General features: G+C 55.4%; 18 protein-coding genes. 9 read left to right on the forward strand and 9 right to left on the reverse strand.

The features are described 5' to 3' along the window. The first annotated feature begins 34 nt into the window (after nucleotides 1–34). The 3 genes from hmsP to L466_RS19880 all read left to right on the forward strand — a co-directional run bounded on the left by hmsP (nucleotide 35) and on the right by L466_RS19880 (nucleotide 5207). Nucleotides 35–2041: a biofilm formation regulator HmsP gene (gene hmsP, locus L466_RS19890; protein ID WP_032680108.1), complete on the forward strand. Its 2007-nt coding sequence runs from the start codon at nucleotides 35–37 to the stop codon at nucleotides 2039–2041. 159 nt (nucleotides 2042–2200) lie between these two features. Continuing rightward, entirely contained in the window at nucleotides 2201–3487 is a 1287-nt protein-coding gene (locus tag L466_RS19885; RefSeq protein WP_014172087.1) for a dicarboxylate/amino acid:cation symporter, read from the forward strand. Between the two features lie 226 nt (nucleotides 3488–3713). Then, a complete protein-coding gene (locus L466_RS19880; protein ID WP_014172086.1) occupies nucleotides 3714–5207 on the forward strand; it encodes a M16 family metallopeptidase in 1494 nt (497 codons plus the stop codon). Between the two features lie 45 nt (nucleotides 5208–5252). Here L466_RS19880 and L466_RS19875 read toward each other — a convergent pair whose 3' ends face one another. Continuing rightward, nucleotides 5253–6182, reverse strand: coding sequence for a 2-dehydro-3-deoxygluconokinase (locus tag L466_RS19875; protein WP_020884489.1), 930 nt, complete (start codon nucleotides 6180–6182; stop codon nucleotides 5253–5255). A 228-nt stretch (nucleotides 6183–6410) separates the two neighbouring features. Between L466_RS19875 and pdeH the strand changes: the two genes are divergently transcribed. After that, a complete protein-coding gene (gene pdeH / locus L466_RS19870; RefSeq protein WP_032679195.1) occupies nucleotides 6411–7184 on the forward strand; it encodes a cyclic-guanylate-specific phosphodiesterase in 774 nt (257 codons plus the stop codon). 65 nt (nucleotides 7185–7249) lie between these two features. After that, nucleotides 7250–9292 (forward strand): AsmA family protein, encoded by a 2043-nt coding sequence (locus L466_RS19865; RefSeq protein WP_032680109.1) that lies wholly within the window; start codon nucleotides 7250–7252, stop codon nucleotides 9290–9292. Between the two features lie 60 nt (nucleotides 9293–9352). Here L466_RS19865 and L466_RS19860 read toward each other — a convergent pair whose 3' ends face one another. The 3 genes from L466_RS19860 to L466_RS19850 form a co-directional block, all read right to left on the reverse strand. Further along, complete coding sequence (locus L466_RS19860; protein WP_014172082.1) at nucleotides 9353–10675, reverse strand: MFS transporter; 1323 nt, start codon at nucleotides 10673–10675, stop codon at nucleotides 9353–9355. 261 nt (nucleotides 10676–10936) lie between these two features. Beyond that, nucleotides 10937–11962 (reverse strand): inner membrane protein YhjD, encoded by a 1026-nt coding sequence (yhjD, locus tag L466_RS19855; RefSeq protein ID WP_032680110.1) that lies wholly within the window; start codon nucleotides 11960–11962, stop codon nucleotides 10937–10939. A gap of 50 nt (nucleotides 11963–12012) precedes the next feature. Then, nucleotides 12013–12912 carry a LysR family transcriptional regulator gene (locus L466_RS19850; RefSeq protein WP_014172080.1) on the reverse strand — a complete coding sequence of 300 codons (900 nt, stop codon included), beginning with the start codon at nucleotides 12910–12912 and terminating at the stop codon, nucleotides 12013–12015. A 119-nt stretch (nucleotides 12913–13031) separates the two neighbouring features. Here L466_RS19850 and L466_RS19845 point away from each other — a divergent pair, with 119 nt between their 5' ends. Next, entirely contained in the window at nucleotides 13032–13790 is a 759-nt protein-coding gene (locus L466_RS19845; protein ID WP_032680111.1) for an SDR family NAD(P)-dependent oxidoreductase, read from the forward strand. Between the two features lie 173 nt (nucleotides 13791–13963). Then, nucleotides 13964–14566: a response regulator transcription factor gene (locus tag L466_RS19840; RefSeq protein ID WP_032680112.1), complete on the forward strand. Its 603-nt coding sequence runs from the start codon at nucleotides 13964–13966 to the stop codon at nucleotides 14564–14566. Here L466_RS19840 and L466_RS19835 read toward each other — a convergent pair. Together L466_RS19835 and L466_RS19830 are read right to left on the reverse strand one after the other, a co-directional pair. Further along, nucleotides 14545–14883 (reverse strand): lysozyme, encoded by a 339-nt coding sequence (locus L466_RS19835; RefSeq protein WP_014172077.1) that lies wholly within the window; start codon nucleotides 14881–14883, stop codon nucleotides 14545–14547. The genes L466_RS19840 and L466_RS19835 overlap by 22 nt on opposite strands. A 71-nt stretch (nucleotides 14884–14954) precedes the next feature. Beyond that, a complete protein-coding gene (locus tag L466_RS19830; RefSeq protein WP_025202811.1) occupies nucleotides 14955–15494 on the reverse strand; it encodes a GNAT family N-acetyltransferase in 540 nt (179 codons plus the stop codon). Between the two features lie 148 nt (nucleotides 15495–15642). On the opposite strand from L466_RS19830, the gene L466_RS19825 reads away from it, so the two are divergent. Further along, nucleotides 15643–17232 carry an STY4199 family HEPN domain-containing protein gene (locus L466_RS19825; protein ID WP_014172075.1) on the forward strand — a complete coding sequence of 530 codons (1590 nt, stop codon included), beginning with the start codon at nucleotides 15643–15645 and terminating at the stop codon, nucleotides 17230–17232. A gap of 60 nt (nucleotides 17233–17292) precedes the next feature. Here L466_RS19825 and L466_RS19820 read toward each other — a convergent pair whose 3' ends face one another. The 3 genes from L466_RS19820 to L466_RS19810 form a co-directional block, all read right to left on the reverse strand. Then, nucleotides 17293–18942 (reverse strand): alpha,alpha-trehalase, encoded by a 1650-nt coding sequence (locus L466_RS19820; RefSeq protein WP_020884498.1) that lies wholly within the window; start codon nucleotides 18940–18942, stop codon nucleotides 17293–17295. A 271-nt stretch (nucleotides 18943–19213) separates the two neighbouring features. Continuing rightward, the gene (gorA, locus tag L466_RS19815; RefSeq protein WP_032680113.1) at nucleotides 19214–20566 is read right to left on the reverse strand and encodes a glutathione-disulfide reductase; all 1353 of its coding nucleotides are present in this window, start codon (nucleotides 20564–20566) and stop codon (nucleotides 19214–19216) included. Between the two features lie 71 nt (nucleotides 20567–20637). Further along, nucleotides 20638–21480: a 23S rRNA (adenine(2030)-N(6))-methyltransferase RlmJ gene (locus L466_RS19810; protein ID WP_020884500.1), complete on the reverse strand. Its 843-nt coding sequence runs from the start codon at nucleotides 21478–21480 to the stop codon at nucleotides 20638–20640. A gap of 214 nt (nucleotides 21481–21694) precedes the next feature. Between L466_RS19810 and prlC the strand changes: the two genes are divergently transcribed. Next, nucleotides 21695–23737 (forward strand): oligopeptidase A, encoded by a 2043-nt coding sequence (gene prlC, locus L466_RS19805; RefSeq protein WP_032680115.1) that lies wholly within the window; start codon nucleotides 21695–21697, stop codon nucleotides 23735–23737. The last annotated feature ends 2 nt before the right edge of the window (nucleotides 23738–23739 follow it).

A 23739-nucleotide genomic window follows, 5' to 3' on the forward strand; every position in this document is an offset into this window, starting at 1 on the left:
GCGCCCTGCGCTTCGAGTTTTGTGGAGAGTCATTTTGCGTGTCAGCCGTTCCTTAACTATCAAACAGATGGCGATGGTTTCTGCCGTCACAATGCTGTTTGTACTCCTTTTTTGCGTAATTTTGCTGTTTCATTCCGTACAGCAGAATCGCTATAACACGGCTTCGCAATTAGAAAGTATTGCCCGCTCGGTGCGTGGCCCGCTCTCTGCCTCTATTTTGAAAGGGGACATTCCCGAAGCGGAAACCATTTTAAAACGCATTCAGCCTGCCGGTGTCGTGAGCCGCGCAGACGTGGTGTTACCCAATCAGTTTCAGGCGCTGCGGATGAGTTTTATCCCCGAGCGCCCGGTCCCCATGATGGTGATGCGGCTGTTTGAACTGCCGGTGCAGATTTCGCTGCCGGTCTATTCGCTTGAGCGTCCCGCGAATCCACAGCCGTTGGCCTACCTTGTTCTGCAGGCAGACTCGTACCGCATGTACAAGTTCGTCATGAGCTGGGTTGTCACGTTAGTGACCACTTGCTTACTTATGACGCTTATTCTGAGCGTGGCGCTGACCTGGTGTATTAACCGTCTGATTGTGCATCCGCTACGCCGGATTGCCCGGGAGTTGAACACGCTTTCACCGCAGGACCAGGTGGGGCATCAGCTTCCGCTGCCGCGTCTTCATCATGACGACGAGATTGGCATGCTGGTACGTAGCTATAACCTCAACCAGCAGCGGATGCAGCGCCAGCAGGATGAGCTGAACAGCAGCGCCACGCGCTTCCCGGTGTCGGAGCTGCCCAATAAAGCCTTCCTGATGGCGATGCTGGAACAGACTGTTGCCCGCCAGCAAACCACCGCGCTGATGGTGATCGCCTGTGAAACCCTGCAGGACACCGCCGGCGTGCTCAAAGAGAACCAGCGTGAAATGCTGCTCCTGACGCTGGTGGAGAAAGTGAAGTCCGTGCTGGCCCCGCGCATGGTGCTGACCCAGGTCAGCGGGTATGACCTGGTGGTGATTGCCAACGGCGTGAAAGAGCCGTGGCATGCGATCACGTTAGGTCAGCAAGTACTCACTGTCATTAATGAGCGGCTGCCCATTCAGGGCATCCAGCTTCGTCCAAGCGCCAGTATCGGTATTGCGATGTACTACGGTGACTTAACGGCGGAACAGCTTTACCGTCGTGCTTTCTCGGCGGCGTTTACCGCCCGGCGCAAAGGGAAAAATCAGATCCAGTTCTTCGACCCGGAACAGATGGAAAGGGCGCAGCAGCGCCTGACGGAAGAGAGCGACATTTTGACCGCGCTGGATAACCGTCAGTTTGCCCTCTGGCTCCAGCCGCAGGTGAATTTGCTGACGGGCGAGGTGATCAGCTCGGAAGCGCTGCTGCGCGTGCAGCAGCCGGATGGTTCATGGGAATTGCCGGAAGGGCTCATTGAGCGCATCGAATCCTGTGGCCTGATGGTCACCGTCGGTTACTGGGTGCTGGAGGAGTCGTGCCGACAGCTTGCTGCCTGGCAGGAACGAGGCGTGACGCTCCCGCTGTCGGTCAACTTGTCCGCCCTGCAGCTGATGCATCCGACCATGGTGTCTGAGATGCTGGAGCTTATCCATCGTTACCGGATCAAGCCTGATACGCTGACGCTGGAAGTCACGGAAAGCCGGCGTATTGACGATCCTAATGAGGCGGTCGCGATTCTGAAACCGCTGCGTAATGCCGGTATACGCATCGCGCTGGACGATTTCGGTATGGGTTATGCCGGGCTGCGTCAGCTCCAGCATATGAAAACCCTGCCGGTGGATGTGCTGAAAATCGACAAAGCCTTTGTTGAAGGGTTGCCGGAAGACAGCAGCATGGTCCAGGCCATTATCCAGCTGGCCCGCAGCCTGAAACTGCAGCTGATTGCCGAAGGGATTGAGACAGACGCGCAGCGCACCTGGCTGGCTGAAGCGGGCGTGGAGGGTGGACAGGGCTTCCTGTTTGCACCGGCTGTTCCGTCGGATGTCTTTGAACAACGCTACCTTTCCGGTGGGGACAATAGCGCAAACGTGTAATTTTGTTGCTGGCTTGTGCGAGCCAGCTCAAAGTTCTTAACATTTGTGTTTCAAATTTGAACTGGGTTTATTTCTGTCCTGTTATACGGGTGTTATTTTAAAGCCGCAGGTTAACCATAACCTTACAAAGCCTGTGGTTTTTCTTCCCAAGGACACCCTATGAAAACCTCACTCTTCAAAAGTCTCTATTTTCAGGTCCTGACAGCCATCGCAATCGGTATTTTGCTTGGTCACTATTACCCTGAACTTGGCGCACAAATGAAACCGCTTGGCGACGCATTCGTTAAGCTCATCAAAATGGTCATCGCCCCGGTGATCTTCTGTACCGTCGTGACGGGCATCGCTGGCATGGAAAGCATGAAGGCGGTAGGCCGTACCGGTGCAGTGGCGCTTCTCTATTTCGAAGTGGTCAGTACCCTTGCGCTGATTATTGGTCTTATCATCGTGAACGTGGTGCAGCCCGGCGCGGGGATGAACGTTGACCCGTCGACGCTGGATGCCAAAGCGGTCGCGGTGTATGCCGATCAGGCGAAAGACCAGGGGGTAGTGGCTTTCCTGCTGGACGTTATCCCAGGCAGCGTCATTGGTGCATTTGCCAGCGGCAACATTCTGCAGGTGCTGCTGTTTGCCGTCATGTTTGGCTTTGCCCTGCACCGTCTGGGCAACAAAGGCCAGCTGATCTTTAACGTCATCGAAAGCTTCTCGCAGGTCATCTTCGGCATCATCAATATGATCATGCGCCTGGCGCCTATTGGGGCCTTCGGTGCGATGGCATTCACCATCGGTAAGTACGGCGTGGGTACCCTGGTGCAGCTGGGCCAGCTCATCATCTGCTTCTATATCACCTGTATTCTGTTCGTGGTGGTGGTGCTGGGCTCAATCGCCCGCGCGGCAGGGTTCAGCATTTTCAAATTTATCCGTTATATCCGCGAAGAGCTGCTGATTGTTCTGGGGACCTCTTCATCCGAATCGGCCCTGCCGCGCATGCTCGATAAGATGGAAAAGCTGGGCTGCCGTAAATCGGTGGTGGGGCTGGTCATCCCGACGGGCTACTCCTTCAACCTTGATGGCACCTCGATATACCTGACAATGGCGGCCGTGTTTATCGCTCAGGCGACCAACAGCCATATGGACATTTTCCATCAGGTTACCCTGCTGGTGGTGCTCCTGCTCTCGTCTAAAGGGGCCGCAGGTGTTACTGGCAGTGGCTTTATCGTGCTGGCGGCCACCATTTCCGCGGTCGGACACCTGCCGGTGGCGGGGCTGGCGCTGATTCTCGGTATTGACCGCTTTATGTCTGAAGCCCGTGCCTTAACCAACCTCGTAGGTAACGGTGTGGCAACGGTAGTCGTGGCAAAATGGGTGAAAGAGCTGGATCACAAAAAGCTCGACGATACGTTAAATAATCGCCAGTCAGACAGCAAAACTCCTGGTTTATCCTCTTAATATTGTCACAAATGCCCGCATTCCCTTGTCGGGATGCGGGCTCCTGCGCATAATAACTGTTCGTACCTGTCATAATTCGACAAGATTTTTTTTGGGTATATTTCACTTCTGACCGTGACGTTTTGTAGAACACGCGGTCTAATCGACGTGTTTTCATCGTCATCTTTAAGAGTGAAACGCGTCGCGAGACACTCTCTTTAACCAGGAATGTTGATCAGGGGTTCACATGCAGGGCACAAAAATTCGACTCTTAACCGGCGGTTTGCTGATGATGGCAGCAGCCAGTTATGTGCAGGCAGATGCGCTCCAGCCAGACCCGGCCTGGCAACAAGGGACACTAGCGAACGGTTTTCAGTGGCAGGTTTTAGCCACCCCACAACGTCCAAGTGACCGTGTTGAAATCCGTCTGTCTGTTAATACCGGCTCCCTCACGGAAAGCACTCAGCAAACCGGTTTTAGCCATTTTATTCCCCGACTGGCGCTCACGCAGAGCGGCAGTTTACAAGCAGTTCAGGTGCGTTCGCTCTGGCAACAGGCCATTGATCCGAAACGCCCGCTTCCGCCGGCCGTGGTCTCGTATGACTACACCATGTTCAACCTGAGCCTGCCAAATAACCGTAACGACCTGCTCAAAGAAGCCCTTACGTATCTCGCCGATGCGTCGGGCAATCTGGCGATTACGCCGGAAACCGTTAACTATGCGCTGAGCAACAGTGACATGGTTGCCACCTGGCCTGTGGACACCAAAGAGGGCTGGTGGCGTTACCGCCTGAAGGGTTCAACGCTGCTTGGGCATGACCCGGCCGAGCCGCTGAAACAGCCGGTGGACGCTGAGCAGGTAAAATCGTTCTACCAGAAATGGTACACCCCGGACGCGATGACGCTTATCGTGGTGGGGAATGTGGACAGCCGTGCGGTGGTGGAGCAGATCAACAAAGCGTTTGGCGAACTGAAAGGCAAACGCGAAACACCGGCCCCTGTCCCAACGCTCTCTCCGCTGCGCGCAGAGCCTGTCAGCATTATGACGGATACCGTTCGTCAGGATCGCCTCTCCGTCATGTGGGATAACGCCTGGCAGCCAATCCGTGAGTCAGCGGCGCTGCTGCGCTACTGGCGTGCCGATCTGGCACGTGAAGCGCTGTTCTGGCACGTTCAGCAGACGCTCAGCAAGAATAACGTGAAGAATATCGGTCTCGGCTTTGACTGCCGCGTGCTGTTCCAGCGTGCACAGTGTGCCATTAACGTTGAATCGCCGGGCGATAAGCTGAATGCGAATCTGGGCGTGGTGGCAAAAGAGCTGGCAAAAGTGCGCAAAGAGGGCCTGTCGGAAGAAGAGTTCAATGCGCTGGTCGCGCAGAAAAAACTTGAGCTGCAGAAGCTGTTTGCAACGTATGCCCGCGCCGATACCGACATTCTGATCAGCCAGCGTATTCGCTCACTGCAGAATCAGGTGGTGGATATCGCGCCGGAGCAGTACCAGAAGCTTCGTCAGGACTTCCTGGAGGGGTTGACCGTCGATATGTTGAATCAGGACTTACGTCAGCAGCTGTCGCAGGAAATGGCGTTGATTCTTCTGCAGCCGAAAGGCGAGCCGGAATATGACATGAAGGAACTTCAGTCGACCTGGAATACCATTATGGCCTCCGCGCCGCAGCCATCGCAGGCTGCTACGGCAGATGATTTGCACCAGGACGCAACGGATATCCCGCAGGGGCAGTAATGCCCCTCATCCAGAACCCTCTCCCTGTCGGAGAGGGTTTTGTTTTTACTGTGGCATTGCCTCACGCGGAATAATTGCCCCGCGATACTGGATCACGGTGCTCGCCGTCAGGTGTCCACGCTGGGCCGCCGCTTCTGGCGTCCCGCCCGTCAGACGCACCGCCAGATAGCCCGCACTGAATGAATCACCCGCCGCCGTCGTATCAATCACTTTCTCTTTCGGCAACGTCACCGCAGGGACGTCGATGACGGCTTCACCTTCGATGGCGACCAGACACGAATCAGCCCCGCGCTTAATCACCACTTCACTTACGCCGGCGGCCTGCGTACGCGCAATCACCTCATCAACGGGTTTCTCACCCCACAGCGCATCTTCATCATCGAGCGTCAGGAAGGCGATATCGGTGCATTGCAGTATCTGCTGATAAACCTGCTGCGTCTCTTCACGGCTGGCCCACAGGCGCGGACGGTAGTTATTATCGAAAATAACCTTGCCGCCATTGGCGCGGCATTCACGCAGTAACGACAGCAGCTTTTCACGGCTGGCTGAGCTTAAAATAGCCAGGCTAATCCCGCTCAGATAAAGATAATCAAAGGTGGCTAACGCTTCGCAGATGGCAGCCGCATCGTCGCTCTCCAGCCAGAATTTGGCCGCGGCTTCGTTACGCCAGTAGTAGAAGGTCCGCTCGCCGGTATCGTCGGTTTCAATGTAGTAAAGCCCCGGCAGGCGGTTTTCCATACGCTGTATCAGCGAGGTGTCCACCTGCTCACTCTGCCAGGCTTCCAGCATTTGCTGGCTGAAACTGTCCGTCCCCAGGGCGGTGACGTAGTTCACGGTAAGGGCCTCAGGGGCAACCTGACGGGCAATATAAACGGAGGTGTTTAACGTATCGCCACCAAAACCGCGGCTGACTTCCGCGCCTTTTTGTGACAGCTCAATCATGCATTCGCCAATCACGGCAATTTTCTTGGTCATAGTCGTGAACCTGAACAGAGTAATTTTCGGTAGTGTGCGCTGAGTGAATTATGCGGTCAACTATATTAAAACGACGTTCCATTATTTTATTTGAGCCAGCGCGTGTTCCTGTTAATTTCTGCCCGCTTAATTTCATTTTCCCGGTGAATTGAACATAAAGTTCTCAATTGCCGGGCCGATAACCCTTTGACGAGTCCAGAAAGGCCATCCAACAACAGGACATCTGAAATGAAGTCAGAGCAGGTTATCCAGCGGCTGAGCACTACGCCTGAGGCAAGTATTGAGAACTTGCAGGAGCATCGCTACTGGCTGCAATGTGAGCGTGCGTACACCTATCAGCCGATCTACCGAACGGACGGTCGACTGATGGCTATTGAAATTTTGACCGTCGTGACGCACCCGTCAAACCCCTCACAGCGTATCGCACCGGACCGCTATTTTGCCGAAGTTGCCGTGCGCCAGCGCCTGGATGTGCTGGAAGAACAGCTCCGTATGCTGGCAACCAAACAGGCCTTTTTCGAACAGCATGCCATCCTCGCCTCGGTCAACGTCGATGGACCCACCCTGCTGGCGCTGCGCCAGAACGCGAAATTACAGGAGCTGATCGCCTCCTTACCGTGGATGCGCTTTGAGCTGGTGGAGCATGTTCGTCTGCCACAGGACTCATCATTTGCCTCGATGTGCGAATTCGGCCCGCTGTGGCTGGATGACTTTGGCACCGGGATGGCGAACTTCTCTGCCCTCAGCGAAGTGCGTTACGACTACATTAAAGTGGCCCGCGACCTGTTCATTATGCTGCGCCAGACCCCGGAAGGGCGGAATCTGTTTACGCTGTTATTACAGCTGATGAACCGCTACTGCCAGGGCGTGATAGTGGAAGGTGTGGAAACGCTGGATGAGTGGCGTGATGTGCAAAATTCTCCCGCGGCGGCGGCACAAGGCTATTTCCTCTCTCGTCCGGTCCCAATGGATACCCTCGATTCCGTGATAACGATCCTCTGATCTGCCCGCTTCCCTTTGTCTGAACTATAGTTTTACAGGTAAGGTCATCAGGAAAGGGGATAACAATGACAAAAACAACCAGGGTAATCTCCTGGACAGCAGGGATTTTATTGTTGTTGATCGTGGTCGCCGTCGTCATTATCGCGACGTTTGACTGGAACCGCCTTAAGCCGACCATCAACCAGAAAGTCTCCACCGAACTCAATCGCCCCTTCGCCATACGCGGCGATCTCGGGGTGGTGTGGGAACGTCAGAAAGAGGAGACCGGCTGGCGAAGCTGGATCCCCTGGCCGCATGTCCACGCCGACGACATCATTCTCGGCAACCCGCCGGATATTCCTGACGTGACAATGGTGCATCTGCCCCGCGTAGAAGCCACGCTGGCCCCGTTAGCGCTACTGACCAAAACGGTTTACCTGCCGTGGATCAAGCTTCAGCAGCCCGATGCGCGTCTGATCCGCCTTTCCGAAAAGAACAACAACTGGACGTTTGATCTCGCCAGCAGCGACGAAAAAGATCCCAATGCGCAGCCCTCATCATGGTCATTCCGTCTCGACAATATTCTCTTCGATCGCGGGCGGATCGCCATCGACGACAAGGTCAGCAAAGCTGATATCGAGATCCTGGTCGATCCGTTGGGCAAACCGCTGCCGTTTAGCGAAGTGACCGGCGCAAAAGCGAAGGGCGATAATGCCAAAGCCGGGGATTATGTTTTCGGCCTGAAGGCCGAAGGGCGCTACAAAGGGCAGCCCCTGACCGGCACCGGTAAAATTGGCGGCATGCTGGCGCTTCGAAGCGACTCGACGCCGTTTCCTGTGCAGGCGGATTTCCGCTCCGGGAACACGCGGGTGGCCTTCACCGGGGCCGTCAACGACCCTATGAACATGGGGGGCGTTGATCTGCGGCTGAAATTTGCCGGTGATTCGCTGGGTGAACTGTATGAACTCACTGGCGTCCTGCTGCCAGATACGCCACCGTTTGAGACGGACGGGCATCTGGTGGCAAAAATCGACACGGAAAAATCGTCGGTATTTGATTATCGCGATTTCAATGGCCGTATTGGCGACAGCGATATCCATGGCTCGTTGACCTACACCACCGGAAAACCGCGTCCGAAACTGGAAGGCGATGTGGAGTCTCGCCAGCTGCGGCTGGCCGATTTGGGGCCGCTGATCGGGATTGATTCCGGTAAAGGCACGAAATCAAAAGAGGTGAAGAAAGATCGCCAGCCGGCGGGGAAAGTCCTGCCTTACGATCGCTTTGAGACCGATAAGTGGGACGTAATGGATGCGGATGTTCGCTTTAAAGGGGGCAAAATCGAGCATGGCAGTACGCTGCCGATCAGCAATCTTTCGACCCATATCCTGCTTAAAAATGCCGATTTACGCCTGCAGCCGCTGAAGTTTGGTATGGCGGGTGGGACCCTCTCATCGAACATTCACCTCGAAGGCGATAAAAAGCCGATGCAGGGGCGTGCCGATATCAAGGCCCGCCGGCTCAAACTGAAAGAGCTGATGCCGAACGTGGAATTGATGCAGAAAACCCTGGGTGAAATGAACGGCGATGCCGATATCCGCGGCGTGGGGAATTCTGTGGCTGCACTGCTCGGGAGCAGTAACGGTAACCTGAAGCTTCTGATGAATGACGGGCTGGTGAGCCGTAACCTGATGGAAATCCTGGGGCTGAACGTCGGGAACTACGTCATCGGGCAAATCTTCGGTGATGATGAGGTGCGGGTGAACTGTGCGGCGGCCAACCTGGATCTGGTCAACGGCGTGGCGCGCCCGCAGATTTTTGCCTTCGATACGGAGAACGCGGTCATCAACGTGACCGGCACCGCCAGTATGGCCTCCGAGCAGCTTGATTTAACCATCGATCCGGAAAGTAAGGGGATTCGTATCATCACCCTGCGTTCGCCGCTCTACGTGCGTGGGACCTTTAAAAATCCTCAGGCGGGTGTGAAACCCGGTCCGCTGATTGCGCGCGGCGCGGTGGCGGCAGCACTCGCGACGCTGGTTACGCCAGCGGCGGCGCTGTTGGCGTTAATTTCGCCGTCAGAAGGGGATGCGAATCAGTGCCGGAACATTTTGTCGCAGATGAAAAAATAACGTACGGCTTTCGGGACCTTTACCCTCTCCCTGGGGGAGAGGGTATCAGGCCGCGGTGAATTACAGAGACTGGTGCTTCGTCTCGTGGGTCAGCAGCAGGGCAATCAGCGTCAACGCTGCCATTGCGGCCAGGTAAACGCCCACGTAGAACAGGCCATAATTTGCCTGCAGCCAGGTGGCGATATAAGGCGCAACGGACGCACCCAGAATAGAGGCAACGTTATAGGAGAACGACGCACCGGTATAACGCACTTCCGTCGGGAACAGCTCTGGCAGCAGCGCACCCATCGGGCCGAAGGTCAGGCCCATCAGGCTCAGACCAATGAGCAGGTACGCCATGACCAGCGCAGGGCTACCTGAACCCAGCAGTGGCGGGAAGACGAACAGGGCAAACAGAATGATCAGCGTGGTGATAACAATCATGCTTGAGCGACGACCAAACTTATCCGCCAGCAGGCCGGCAATCGGCACCATAACGCCAAACCCAATGACCGCCATCATCAACATCCACAGCACTTCGTTACGCGGCAGGCCGAGCCCAACCGGCGCGGCGGCGGTGCTGAATGTCATTGAGTAGACCGTCATGATATAGAACAGCGTGTAGGTCGCGAGCATGATAAACGTGCCCAGTACCGTCACGCGGACGTGTTTAGTCAGCAGCGTACCCAGCGGCACTTTTACCTGTTTTTTCGCGGCGGCAACTTTAGCGAAAACCGGCGTTTCGTGGAGTGACACGCGGACATACAGGCCAATCAGCACCAGCACGGCGGAGAAGACGAACGGAATACGCCAGCCCCAGCTCATGAACTGTTCGTCCGTCAGCAGCCAGGAGAGCAGCAGGAAAGTCCCGTTCGCAAAGAAGAAGCCAATCGGTGCACCAAGCTGCGGGAATGAACCGTACAGCGCGCGTTTGCGTGCCGGTGCGTTCTCCGTGGCCAGCAGCGCCGCACCACCCCATTCACCGCCCAGCCCCAGACCCTGACCAAAACGCGCCAGCGCCAGCAGCATCGGGGCCAGAATACCAATGGTTTCGTAGGTAGGCAGCAAGCCGATAGCGACGGTGGAGATCCCCATCGTCAGCAGCGAGGCCACCAGCGTGACCTTACGGCCGATGCGATCGCCAAAGTGTCCAAACAGGGCCGAGCCAATCGGACGCGCAACAAACGCGATCGCAAAGGTAGCCAGAGACTGCAGCGTGGCTGCCGTCGGGTCACCCTGCGGGAAGAAAATATGCGGGAAGACAATGACCGCTGCGGTGGCATAAATGTAAAAGTCGAAGAACTCAATGGCGGTGCCAATCAGCGAGGCGACGACAACTTTGTTTCGCGAGTTAACCGGCGCGGTTTCCGCACCGGAGTCGAGTGTTGTGGCTGTTGCTTGCATAATATTTTCTTATTTTTAGTCGGACGAAAGGCCATATTACGCACAGCAAAAGCGACATTTCAATCTGTAACAAAGCCGCCTGCTGGTGATAAAAGCAACAAAAAGCGGATAATGTTCAGGCCAGACAAAAAACTTCCATGAAATGCTTCACAGTTTTCAAATATCAGCTGATAAAACTGGTTTTTGGTTAAATAAAAGTTACGGACTGGATTTATATGCTGAAATGATGAAGCGGGCTGAAGTTTCAGCCCGGGAGAGGCGTTATCGGTGTGTTTTACCCGGCATAGGCGGGTCGTCTTTGTACTCGGCGGTGGCAATCCACGCCGCGCAGAACAAGGTTAGGCGGGCGAAGAAGTAGAAGAACGCCATCAGCCCCAGCACCGAGCCAAACGCCGCGCCAGAAGGGGATTTCACCAGCGATGGCAGAGTGTAAGTCATCACAATTTTGATCACTTCAAAGCCTATCGCCGCAATCAATGTGCCGCGGATCAACGCCTTCTTACGCGGACGATGGCGGGGCAAGCGCCAGAAGATCCAGAAGAACAGCAGATAGTTGGCGAAGATGGAAATAGCCAGTCCAATGCCGCGCCACGCGGGCTTCAGCCACTCGATGTAATCCAGATAGAGCGCAGAGATAATCATCTGCTGCGCCGAACCGGCGACGGAGGTGATGGAGAGCGTCACAATCAGCGCGACGAGCAGGCCAATCAGCGAAACAAAGTCGCGAAGATACTTAACCCAGATTTTCTCCTGGTCCTGAGGCTTACGCTCCCACACCTCACGCGACTGGGCACGAATGGCCTCGCGGAGGTTGCCCATCCAGTTAATCCCGGAGTAAAGGGCAATCAATAGACCGACGATACCGACCGTCGTACGTTGCTGTACGGCGGTATTAATGGTGTTTTTGAGCGTGGTGGCGAGGGTCGGATCACTGACGTTATTCAGGATTTTATTGAAGATATCCTGCAGCAGCGTTGGGTGTGACGCGAGCACAAAACCGGCTGCGGCAAAAGACACCATCAGGATCGGGATCATCGATAAAAAAGAGAAATAGGTGATGGCAGCCCCAAACTGGTTACCCATGCGGTCATTAAACCGCTCTGTCGCGCGTATCAGGTGCGCAATCATGGGGAACTGCTGTATCCGCTCTGCCAGGCTGGTGACAGTCCCCAGCGCTTTGCTGGCGGTGCCTGGCATTTTTACTTCTTCGGGCCCGGTTTCCATCTTCTGGATGGGTTCGTAATCTAAATGTTGGGTAGGTCGTTGCGGGTTGTTTTCCGGCGTCACGCGACTTTTCCTTTTCGTTTGGCTGGATGTTATTGAATTATAGCTTGCGACTAATCCACGTAAGCTTTTGTGAGTGCAGTAAGCCACTCCATAAACAGATGTACCCGACGGGAGAGGTTGCGCCGGTGGGGATAAATCAGCGATACCGGCATCGGTTCCGCCCGGTACTGCGGGAGAACTTCAATCAACTTCCTGGTGCGCAGAGCGTCACGCACGCCAACGCGCGGCACCTGGATAATACCCAGTCCGGCGATGCAGGCCGCCTGATACGTTTCTGTGCTGTTGACGGTCAAAACCCCGCCCGTCTTCACCCACTGCGTCGACGTGCCGTTATAAAACTCAAAGCCCTGGGGACGTGTTCCCAGCGTGGCGGCGTAGTGAATGACGGCGTGTGAACCCAAATCTTCCAGCGTTTCCGGATAGCCAAAACGCGTGACATAATCCGGGCTGGCGCAGTTAATCACCGACAGCTTGCCCAGCGGGCGGGCGATAAGTCCCGAGTCTTTGAGCGCGCCGACGCGTACCACACAATCAAACCCTTCACGAATAACATCCACCAGGCGATCGCTGCTGCTAAGTTCCAGCTCGATGCCCGGATATTGCTGCAGAAAAGCAGGCAGTTTGGGGATGACTAAATTTCGAGCAACGCTGACGGGCATATCCACGCGTAACCGACCGCTGATGGTGGAGGGGTCATGCTGGAACATACCGTCCAGTTCATCCAGGTTTGTCAGAAGATCTTTTGCCCGCTCGTAATACACCATGCCGTCCTGCGTCAGGCTTACGCGACGCGTGGTTCGGTGCAATAGCTGGGTTCCCAGTCGGTTTTCCAGCGCCTGAATTTGCCGCGAAACACTGCCTTTCGGCAGCGTCAGTGACTCCGCCGCCCGGGAAAAACTCTCCAGTTCCGCGACACGAACAAACAGCTGCATTGCGTGAATTTTATCCATAGACGAAGCTCATTGTTGTTGCAATTGAAACAGTGAAGCGCTCTGCGACATCTTTATTGATCTTCTATCACCTAATAAGCTCTTTCTCAATCTCCACAACAGTCAAAACGAGGTTTCTTATGTCTGAACGTATTGCATTAGTCACAGGTGGTAGCCGTGGCCTGGGTAAAAACGCGGCCTTAAAGCTGGCAGCAGACGGAACGGGAATTATCCTGACCTATAACCGAAGCCAACAGGACGCGCTGGATGTTGTGCGCGAAATTCAGCAAAAAGGCGTTAACGCGGCCGCATTGCAGCTCAACGTCGGCGATGTTGCCAGTTTCGACCTTTTTGCCGGTCAGCTTCAGGAAATCCTTAATACCGTATGGCAGCGTGAAACCTTTGATTATTTATTAAACAACGCCGGGACGGGCTTGTACGCGCCCTATGCCGAGACAACGGAAGCCCAGTTTGATGAGGCGCTGAATATCCATTTCAAAGGGCCTTTTTTCCTGACGCAGCGTTTGCTTCCCTTGCTGAACGACGGTGGGCGGATCCTGAACGTCTCCAGCGGGCTGGCCCGTTTTACGCAACCCGGTTCCGGCACCTATGCGGCAATGAAAGGGGCGATGGAAGTGCTGACCCGCTACCAGGCGAAAGAGCTGGGCGCGCGCGGTATCTCCGTCAATATCATTGCTCCCGGTGCGATAGAAACCGACTTTGGCGGCGGACGCGTGCGTGACAACGCGCAGCTTAACCAGATGCTGGCAACGCAGACGGCGCTCGGGCGCGTAGGGCTGCCGGATGATATCGGTGATGCCATTGCGGCGCTGCTCAGCGATAAACTGGGCTGGATGAATGCGCAACGTATTGAAGTGTCAGGCGGTATGTTCCTGTGATGCCTTCGCTTAAGGGGAAGGAACCTCTTAAGGAAATCCTCAAATTGAATGTGTCCAGATACTGGGAGATATAAATAACACTGGTGGATTTGTAACGTCTCCGTTCATTGAGTTTTTTCTTAAATAATGCCTCTGTAGAATCTCCCTTCGCGACTCTCAGAGGGAGAAAAACGATGCGGGTAATTATGTTTGACAGGCAGTCCCTGTTTATTCACGGAGCGATACACAGTCTTCAGAAATTAATTCCGGAAATAAATATTACGGGAAGCTGTCAGGCAGAAGATTTACGGGCGCAAATTTCAGCGTCACCCTCGGCTATCGTCATGATTGACGGGAATTTAATTGAGGATGAGGGGATCGCCTGGTTGGAAGCGATCATGCAGCGTTTTCCGACGATACGCGTGGTAATGGTTCTGGCTAAAAAAGAGGCCCGATGGGTTGAGCAATTGCTGCAGCGAAACGTGATGGCCATTATTCCCCGCAATGCGCACCCGGAGCGCTTTTCCGCGGTGCTGGATTCGGTCTCCCGAGGAATGGTGTGCTTCCCCGGTGAGTGGGTGAGGCAACCGTCGGCGCCGCAGGCGTTATTATCCTTAAGCGAACGCCAGCGCGAAGTCCTGAAATTACTGGCGGCGGGGGAGTCCAACAAAGAGATCGGACGCAATCTCAACATCAGCGCCGCCACGGTGAAAGCGCACCTGGAAGCGCTTTTCCGCCGCCTGGAGGTGAAAAACAGAACCCAGGCCGCGATGTACTATACCCGGGCGACGGCCTGAAGAATTGCGGTCGGGAGTGAGGTCGTCTCACCGAAACTGAGCATCATCAACACCAGCGCGTCGTGCTGCTGTTGGGTTAACGGGCGTTTAAATTTTTCCCGCAGCAGCGTTTCGCACAGCTGAATATCATCGTGAAGTAAATATTCAGCCTGTAGCGGCGTGATAAGACGCTGAAAACATTCGCCCTGGCGAATAACATGGCCATAGCCAATAACCCATAAACCGTTTTCATCACGATATTTCTCCAGAGAAAGCCCCTGGTGTTTTTTTATTAACGCAATGGCGGCAGAAGATATCTTCAGCGCATGACCTTTCATATTCGTTTCCTCTTAATGGCAATATTGTAGAGGAAACGACACACGCGAAATATCCGCCAAATGGCTATAGATCAGGAATGATTGCTGAGATATTCCTGCTTCAATAAACCAAACAGCCAGTCATTATGCCATTGTCCGCCAAGGTAATAACTCTCGCGTAACTCGCCCTCCAGACGAAAGCCCGTTTTTTCCAGCAGGCGTCTGGAGGCGATATTCCCCGCCGTGACGGTGGCGGTGAGGCGGCGTATGCCGCCCTGATGAAAGGCGTAACCGCACAGCGCCTGCAGCGATTCGAAGCCGTAGCCTTTCCCCTGGGCCGCAGGTGCAAAAAGAAAACCCACTTCCGCGCAATCGTCATCGCGATGAATATAACCGGTGACGCCGAGCGGTACGCCGGAGGTGGCGTCACGCACAACGAGGCAAAGCCAGTGCGCGCTGCCCGGCGTCCAGGGCGTCAGACGAGATTCGAACGCCTCGCGGATCGCCTCCACGGGGCGATCTTCCGCGACAAAACGCATCACCTCGGGGTCGTGCTGTAACGCCAGGAAAAAGGGCCAGTCATGGTCTTGCAGCGGTGAACAGATAAGACGCGATGTCGTTAAGACAGGCATTCAGATTCTCCTGAAACATTTAAAATGATTTTCGTGGTGTCACTTTATTTCAACAGAAAGTCAGGTATGGTTAACCTCGTATAAATAAAAAGAAAAACGGCCATTACGGGCCCATTCTGGTTGTCTTCGTTGTCGCTTAAGGAAAACAATGACTCTCAGCACAGCACACCCTATCCGCGAACAGTTCGAACACTGTCTGGCGGTTATTCGCCAGGCCTCGGTTGAAATTTTACTTCTCCTGAATGTACATGTTTCTGAGGGAAAAGATCCACGCTGGTTTCTGGAACAACTGGACAGCGCGCGTTTAGGCCTGGGGGGCTGGAATGCGGTTGCGAAGACGCTCAATTTGAATGACGCGGAGATGTCCGAATTCACGCTGCAATTGCGTCTGCTTCAGCAGCGTGTTCCTCAGTACGAAAGCGGTCAGGATGTCAGTGAAAACCAGCTGATTGCCGCGATGCGGTTTGTGACTACGCTGGAGCACCTTCGTTTGCAACAGCCTCTTCTGACCTACAGCACCGAAGTGGCGCCTGGCAGTGAACTCCAGCAACAACAGGCGCACAAGCAGGTGCGTACGATTGAGTTGATGATAAAAGGGCTCATCCAGCAGGCCTGGCCCGATCAGGTGCGGCTGAATAACCATCTTAAAACCCTGTTTAACGCGGACCGCGTGCGGCGCTGGCTGAAGCTTGGTGACATCAATGATGTGCTGAGCGGCATGATGTTCAGTGAGCTGGCACAGATGCTGGTGGATAAAAAAGAGTTCAGCCGCTACTACGCTTCGCTGTTTAACGATCCGTCAATGCTCACGCTGATGGTGGAACCGCGGAAAACCCTGCAAACCTTCCTCGATGATATTCGGCAAATCCGCAACAATATTACCGTGCAGAAGGCGTTAAGTTCGGCGCAAATCCAGCTGCTGGATAACTACTACACGCAGATCACCCGACCGGTTCAACGTGCTTTTGAAGAGGGGAGAACCCGCGTCAACCCGGCCGGACTGATGGCGGTGGATGCCAGCGAGCTGCATGCTTTCTGGGAAAAGGCGCAGAAAATGGATCGCGTGACCGGCGGGGATCTCTTTGAGGTTCGTGACACGATTGAAAAACCGACCCAGCGCGCACCGCGCACGCCAGAACAGCGTGAGCAGCTTATTTCCGGCGCGTTATGGGGGGCGGTTGGCGTGATGGTGATTGCCATTGTGGCGGGCGGCTTCTGGCTGGTAACCAGCAGTAAACCCCAGCCTGCAGCCGGGAACGTTGCAGAAACGGCCCAGCCTCAGGAGATGCGCGAAACCCCGTCCTCGCGCGAGACGCTGTCGCGCATGGGCGTGACCTGGGACGAGAATAATTTCCGCTCGGCGATTAACCGCAATGATACCCGGGTGGCACTGCTGTTTTTGCAGGGAGGGATGGACTGGAAGCTCTCCTGGACGGAAGAGGCGATGTCGGCTGACTATGACGACGTTCTGGAGCTGATGTTGCGCTACCGACAGAACATGGTGGAACAGAAGCCGTGCCGGCGCTTTATCAACACGCTCAGCCATGCCATGTCGAATGGCGAGTCCCTGACGTCAATGCGTAAACAGTATCTAAAGGCGTTTTGCACCGTGCCTGCCGTGGTGAAGCGCCAGCAGCATGATCTGGATTTGGCGACGCGTCGGGCACAGTCACAGCCGGATGCCACCACAAAAAAATGGCAGTCCATCCAGACCGCCATTTATGAAGTGATTCGTTAATCCTGTCTTCTCCCTCTCCCGGGAGGAGAGGGATGGATACGGGCATCAGACCGCAGAAGGTCACGGCTCCCCATACAACCCAATCAACCGCCGTACCACGCCGTTAGTCCAGCCGAAGCCATCCTGCAGCGGGTACTCACCCCCGCCCCCTTCGCGCGGCGTACTGCTGGCGATGTGATATTTCTCAATCAGCTTATGGTGGGCTTTATAGAAATGATTCACCGTCTGCAGCCAGCTCCAGGCAATCTCATCGCCCAGCGAGTCATTGCCGTACTGTTTGAAGCCCTGAATCGCCATCCACTGCAGCGGCGCCCAGCCGTTGGGTTTATCCCACTGCTCGCCGGTTTCGTACTCGGTGGCCAGAATCCCGCCCGGCGTCAGCAGACGTGCTTTTACCGCATCAGACAAGCGTTCAGCCTGCTCGTGAGTCGCCATGCCAACGTACAGCGGCACAATGCTCGCCGCTGAGAACAGCGCCATGACCTCGCGGCGCCAGTCGTAGTCACGGTAACAGCCATTCTCGTCATCCCACAGATACCGGTTCACCGCGGCGCGGCGATCGCTGGCTTTCTGGCGGAACAGTTCCGCTGTCTCTTTATCCCCTTTCGATGCCGAAATATTGGCGATCGCGCTTTCCAGTTTGAACAGGAACGCGTTCAAATCGATAGGAATAAACTGCGTGGTGCGGATGCTGGCAAGTCGGCCAGGCTCCCGCAGCCAGCGCGAGGAGTAATCCCAGCCGGAGGCCGCGCCTGCGCGCAAATCGCGATAAACCTCATTCGGCGGACGGCCAGAGTGACGGGCGGTTTCCACATCCTCAATCCATGATTCATCACGCGGCGTGTCACGGTCGTCCCAGTAGCGGTTTAACAGCGAGCCATCCGGCATACGCACCGCGCTGCGATAGGCCTGATTAAGCAGCAGCGATTCCGCCCCGTCCATCCAGAAGGCATGCTCCATTTTGAGGTGTTCAAGGTAGCGCTTTGCACCGCGCACACCATCCTCTTCAAACAGCTCTACCATCAGGGCAAATACCGGCGGCTGGGAGCGGCTGAGATAATAGGTACGGTTACCGTTCGGGATATGGCCGTAGCGTTCAATCAACCACGCGAAGTTATCCGCCATACATTTCAGCAGATCGTTACGTCCGCTCTCTGCCAGACCCAGCATAGAGAAGTAGGAATCCCAGTAATAGGTCTCACTAAAACGCCCGCCGGGCACGATATAGGCCTGCGGCAGCGCCAGCAGAGAAGACCAGGGGATGTGGTCCTGCGGCTCGCGCGTCAGCACGGGCCACAGGCTGTCAATGTGCTCTTTTAGCGACAGGCCGGGGTCGGAGACATATTCCGTGGTATAGGTCTCTGGCAGCCAGAAGTGGTTCTCCACGAACCGGCGCAGGTCGAAATCCCGGTGGCGCCTGACCTTGCGATAGCGGATCAGAATATCCAGAGGATCCATCTTCGGGGCACAGTCGGGGAAGGTTTTGCTGTCCGCAAACAGACGTGTCGACTGCACGTGCTCGAACAGTTCCAGATAGCGATCGGCGGGCGTCAGAGCATCAGAGGCGGGTAGCCCCTCAATCATTTCGGGTTCCGGCTCCGCCTCAATCATTTCATCCAGTTTTAACTCGCAGGGATCGGTCTCGTAGCGCAGCTCTTCTGCAATCTCGAACTCGATGTTCTCGGCAGCCTGTAGTTTCTGGTTGAACATGGCGATAAGGACCTCCGGTTGTGTGTTCAAAATAACAGTTTTTTCCGGGCGTCTTATAAGCGTAGACATTCGCTTCGGTGTTGGCTGAGGGAAATGTGCGGTTGATCACGTTTTTAAACGCGGGGTATTTGCGGAGTTAAAACAGTAATTGCCTGAAAAATAAAGGCTAAAAGGGATTTTTAGACAAATTTATGGGGCAAATAATTCAGAGCATTCGTTGTGCAACGATTTATGTCTGAAACAAACGCCCCTCCGCAGAGGGGCATTTTGCTTAACGCATGGTGACAAATTCTTCGGCCGCTGTCGGGTGGATCGCAACGGTGTTATCGAAGTCTTTCTTGGTGGCACCCATTTTCAACGCCACGGCGAAGCCCTGCAGGATCTCGTCCATGCCAAAGCCAATGCCGTGGATACCGACAATCTTCTCTTCCGGACCCACGCAGACCAGCTTCATGCGGCATGGCTGACGGTGAGAGGTGACGGCGGTATACATCGCGGTGAACGCGGATTTATATACTTTCACCTGGTCGTCGCCATACTGCTCGCGCGCCTGAGGTTCTGTTAAGCCCACTGTGCCGATTGGCGGGTGGCTGAAGACCACGGTCGGAATGTTACTGTAGTCCAGATGCTCTTCCGGTTTGTTGTTAAACAGACGCTCAGAGAGGCGACGGCCCGCGGCAACCGCAACCGGCGTCAGTTCGACCGCACCGGTGTTATCGCCCACCGCGTAAATGCCCGGAACGCTGGTGTTCTGGAATTTATCGACAACGATATACCCTTTCTCATCGGTTTTAACGCCCGTCGCCGCCAGGTTGAAGTTGTCGTTAGCCGGTTCACGACCAATCGCCCAGATCAGGCAATCCACGGTCTGGCTACGGCCATCTTCCAGCTCAAGCGTCAGGCTACCGTCTGCATTTTTCACGACCGCTTTTGGCACGGCGTGGGTGTGCAGCGTTGGGCCTTCGGTATTCATCACTTCGACCAGCGTATCGACGATCAGCGGGTCAAAGTTGCGCAGCGGCGCGTGTTTACGCACGAACAGGTGCGTTTCTGCGCCCAGGCCATTAATCACACCGGCCAGTTCTACGGCGATGTATCCCGCGCCCACCACGGCAACACGTTCTGGCAGAGCAGGCAGCTCGAAGAAACCGTCGGAGTCGATACCGTATTCCACACCGGGAATATCCGGGTGGCTCGGACGCCCGCCGGTCGCGATCAGGATGTGATCGGCAGTGATCGTCTCACCGTTAACTTCTATCGTCTTCGCATCAACAAAGCGCGCAAAACCATGAATAACATCGACGTTGTTCTTGCCCAGCACATTGTCGTACGAGGTATGAATACGGTCGATATAGGCAGTACGGCTGGCGATCAGCTTGTTCCAGTCAAAGTTATTGATGGTGGTGTCAAAGCCGTAATCCGGGCCATACATATGGATTGCTTCACGGATCTGGGCCGCATGCCACATCACTTTCTTCGGTACACAACCCACGTTGACGCAGGTGCCGCCCAGCGCTTTGGCTTCGATCAGCGCACATTTCTGGCCATACATGGCCGCGCGGTTGATGGAGGCGATGCCGCCGCTGCCGCCGCCGATTGCGATGTAGTCATAATGCTTAGTCATAGCTTTTATCCTTAATCGTGAATTGCCGCGATTGTATACCTGAAATCAATAGTTTCCACCGATGACTGCGATTACTCCGGCACGATCCAACTGACGGTGGCATGGCCCGTTCCGGCCGGCACCAGCGTCTTGTGCAGCCATGGCAGCACGTTGTTCATCTGCGCTTCGAGCTTCCATGGCGGGTTGATCACAATCATGCCGGAAGCGGTCATGCCGCGCTGGTCGCTGTCCGGGCGCACGGCCAGTTCAATTTGCAGAATTTTGCGGATACCGGTCGCTTCCAGGTCTTTGATCATGCGTTTAATTTGCGCGCGCAGCACCACCGGATACCACAGGGCATAGGTGCCCGTCGCAAAACGTTTGTAGCCGTCGTTAATACCGCTCACTACCGCCTGATAGTCGGTTTTGATCTCATAAGGCGGGTCGATCAGCACCAGACCGCGACGGGATACCGGCGGCAGTTTGGCCTTCAGCTGCTGGTAGCCATCCGCCTTTTCCACACGGGCGCGGCTGTCTTTCTGGAATTCAGAACGCAGCAGCGGGAAGTCGCTTGGGTGCAGCTCGGTCAGCTGAAGGCTGTCCTGCTCGCGCAGCAGCTGGCGGGCAATCAACGGCGAGCCAGGGTAGTAGCGCAACTGGCCGTTGCGGTTAAAATGATTCACCACACCAATGTAGGGCTCCAGCTCTGCCGGCAGGTCGTCCTGCTGCCAGATGCGGGCGATCCCTTCCAGGTATTCCCCGGTGCGTTCGGCATGTTCGCCGCTTAGCTGATAACGTCCCGCGCCCGCGTGGGTGTCCAGATAGAGAAACGGTTTATCTTTCTCTTTAAGTGATTCAATGATCAGGCTCTGAACGGTGTGTTTAAGGACGTCGGCGTGGTTGCCTGCGTGAAAGCTGTGGCGATAACTGAGCATGAATGAATGTGTTCCAGGTAGTAAACGTAGGCCTGATAAGCGTAGCGCCATCGGGCAAAAATAGAGCGTATCGCCACAGTATACAGAAAAGTTTATCCTGCCGCGAAAGCGCAACGTCTGGCATTGAAATCCTCTACACTTATCCCCATTCTAGATCGCATATGCACAGCGCCGGATGCGCGCTTCATTCATCTTATTCAACAGGACAGCGTTTATGACCAATCCATTACTGACGCCTTTTTCGTTGCCACCGTTTTCTAAAATCCGCCCTGAGCATGTGGTTCCAGCCGTAACACAGGCGCTGGACAACTGCCGTGCGGCGGTAGAAAGCGTGGTGGCGCAGGGCGCGCCGTACACCTGGGAAAATCTGTGTCAGCCGCTGGCCGAAGTGGATGACGTGCTGGGACGCCTCTTCTCCCCGGTAAGCCATCTGAATTCAGTGAAAAACAGCCCGGAACTCCGTGAAGCGTATGAACAAACCCTGCCGTTGCTCTCTGAGTACAGCACCTGGGTTGGTCAACACGAGGGGCTGTACAAAGCCTATCGCGACCTGCGCGATGGCGACCACTATGCCGAACTCAATACCGCGCAGAAAAAATCGGTCGATAACGCTCTGCGTGATTTCGAACTCTCCGGTATTGGTTTGCCGAAAGAGAAACAGACCCGTTACGGTGAAATTGCGGCCCGTCTGTCTGAGCTGGGCAACCAGTACAGCAACAACGTGCTGGACGCGACCATGGGCTGGACGAAGCTGATTACCGACGAAGCCGAGCTGGCCGGTATGCCGGAAAGCGCGCTGGCGGCGGCGAAAGCGCAGGCCGAAGCGAAAGAGCAGGAAGGCTTCCTCTTAACCCTGGACATCCCGAGCTACCTGCCGGTCATGACCTACTGCGACAATCAGGCGCTGCGCGAGGAGATGTACCGTGCGTACAGCACCCGCGCCTCCGATCAGGGCCCGAATGCCGGTAAGTGGGATAACAGCCCGGTGATGGCTGAAATCCTCGCGCTGCGTCACGAGCTGGCACAGCTGCTGGGCTTTGAGAGCTACGCTTCCAAATCCCTCGCCACCAAAATGGCGGAAAATCCACAGCAGGTCCTCGATTTCCTGACTGACCTGGCGAAACGTGCGCGTCCGCAGGGCGAGAAAGAGCTGGCACAGCTGCGCGCCTTCGCGAAAGCGGAATACGGTGTCGACGAGCTGCAGCCGTGGGATATCGCCTGGTACAGTGAAAAACAGAAACAGCACCTTTACAGCATCAGCGATGAGCAGCTGCGTCCTTACTTCCCGGAAAACAAAGCCGTTAACGGTCTGTTTGAAGTGGTTAAACGCATTTACGGGATCACCGCCAAAGAACGTACCGACATCGACGTCTGGCATCCGGACGTGCGCTTCTTCGAACTGTATGACGAGAAGAACGAGCTGCGCGGGAGCTTCTACCTGGATCTGTACGCTCGCGAGAACAAACGCGGCGGTGCATGGATGGATGATTGCGTCGGGCAGATGCGTAAAGCGGACGGTTCCCTGCAGAAGCCGGTGGCGTACCTGACCTGTAACTTCAACCGTCCGGTGAATGGCAAACCTGCGCTGTTTACCCATGACGAAGTGATTACCCTGTTCCACGAATTCGGTCACGGCCTGCACCATATGCTGACCCGCATCGAAACCGCAGGCGTTGCCGGTATCAGCGGTGTGCCATGGGATGCGGTCGAACTGCCAAGCCAGTTTATGGAAAACTGGTGCTGGGAGCCGGACGCGCTGGCGTTCATCTCCGGCCATTACGAAACCGGCGAACCGCTGCCGAAAGAACTGCTGGATAAAATGCTGGCGGCGAAAAACTACCAGGCGGCGATGTTTATCCTGCGCCAGCTGGAGTTCGGCCTGTTCGACTTCCGTCTGCACGCCGAGTTTAGTCCGGAGCAGGGGGCGAAAATCCTCGAGACGCTGGCCGAGATTAAAAAGCAGGTCGCCGTTATTCCTGGCCCAACCTGGGGCCGCTTCCCGCACGCGTTCAGCCATATCTTCGCGGGCGGCTATGCGGCAGGCTATTACAGCTACCTGTGGGCCGACGTGCTGGCGGCGGATGCGTTCTCTCGCTTTGAAGAAGAGGGCATATTCAACCGTGAAACCGGCCAGTCGTTCCTTGATAACATCCTGACGCGCGGCGGTTCTGAAGAGCCAATGGTGCTGTTCAAACGCTTCCGTGGCCGCGAGCCGCAGCTGGATGCGATGCTTGAGCACTACGGAATTAAAGGCTAACC

This window comes from Enterobacter sp. BIDMC 30 (genome assembly GCF_000534355.1).
Lineage (GTDB): Bacteria > Pseudomonadota > Gammaproteobacteria > Enterobacterales > Enterobacteriaceae > Enterobacter > Enterobacter ludwigii.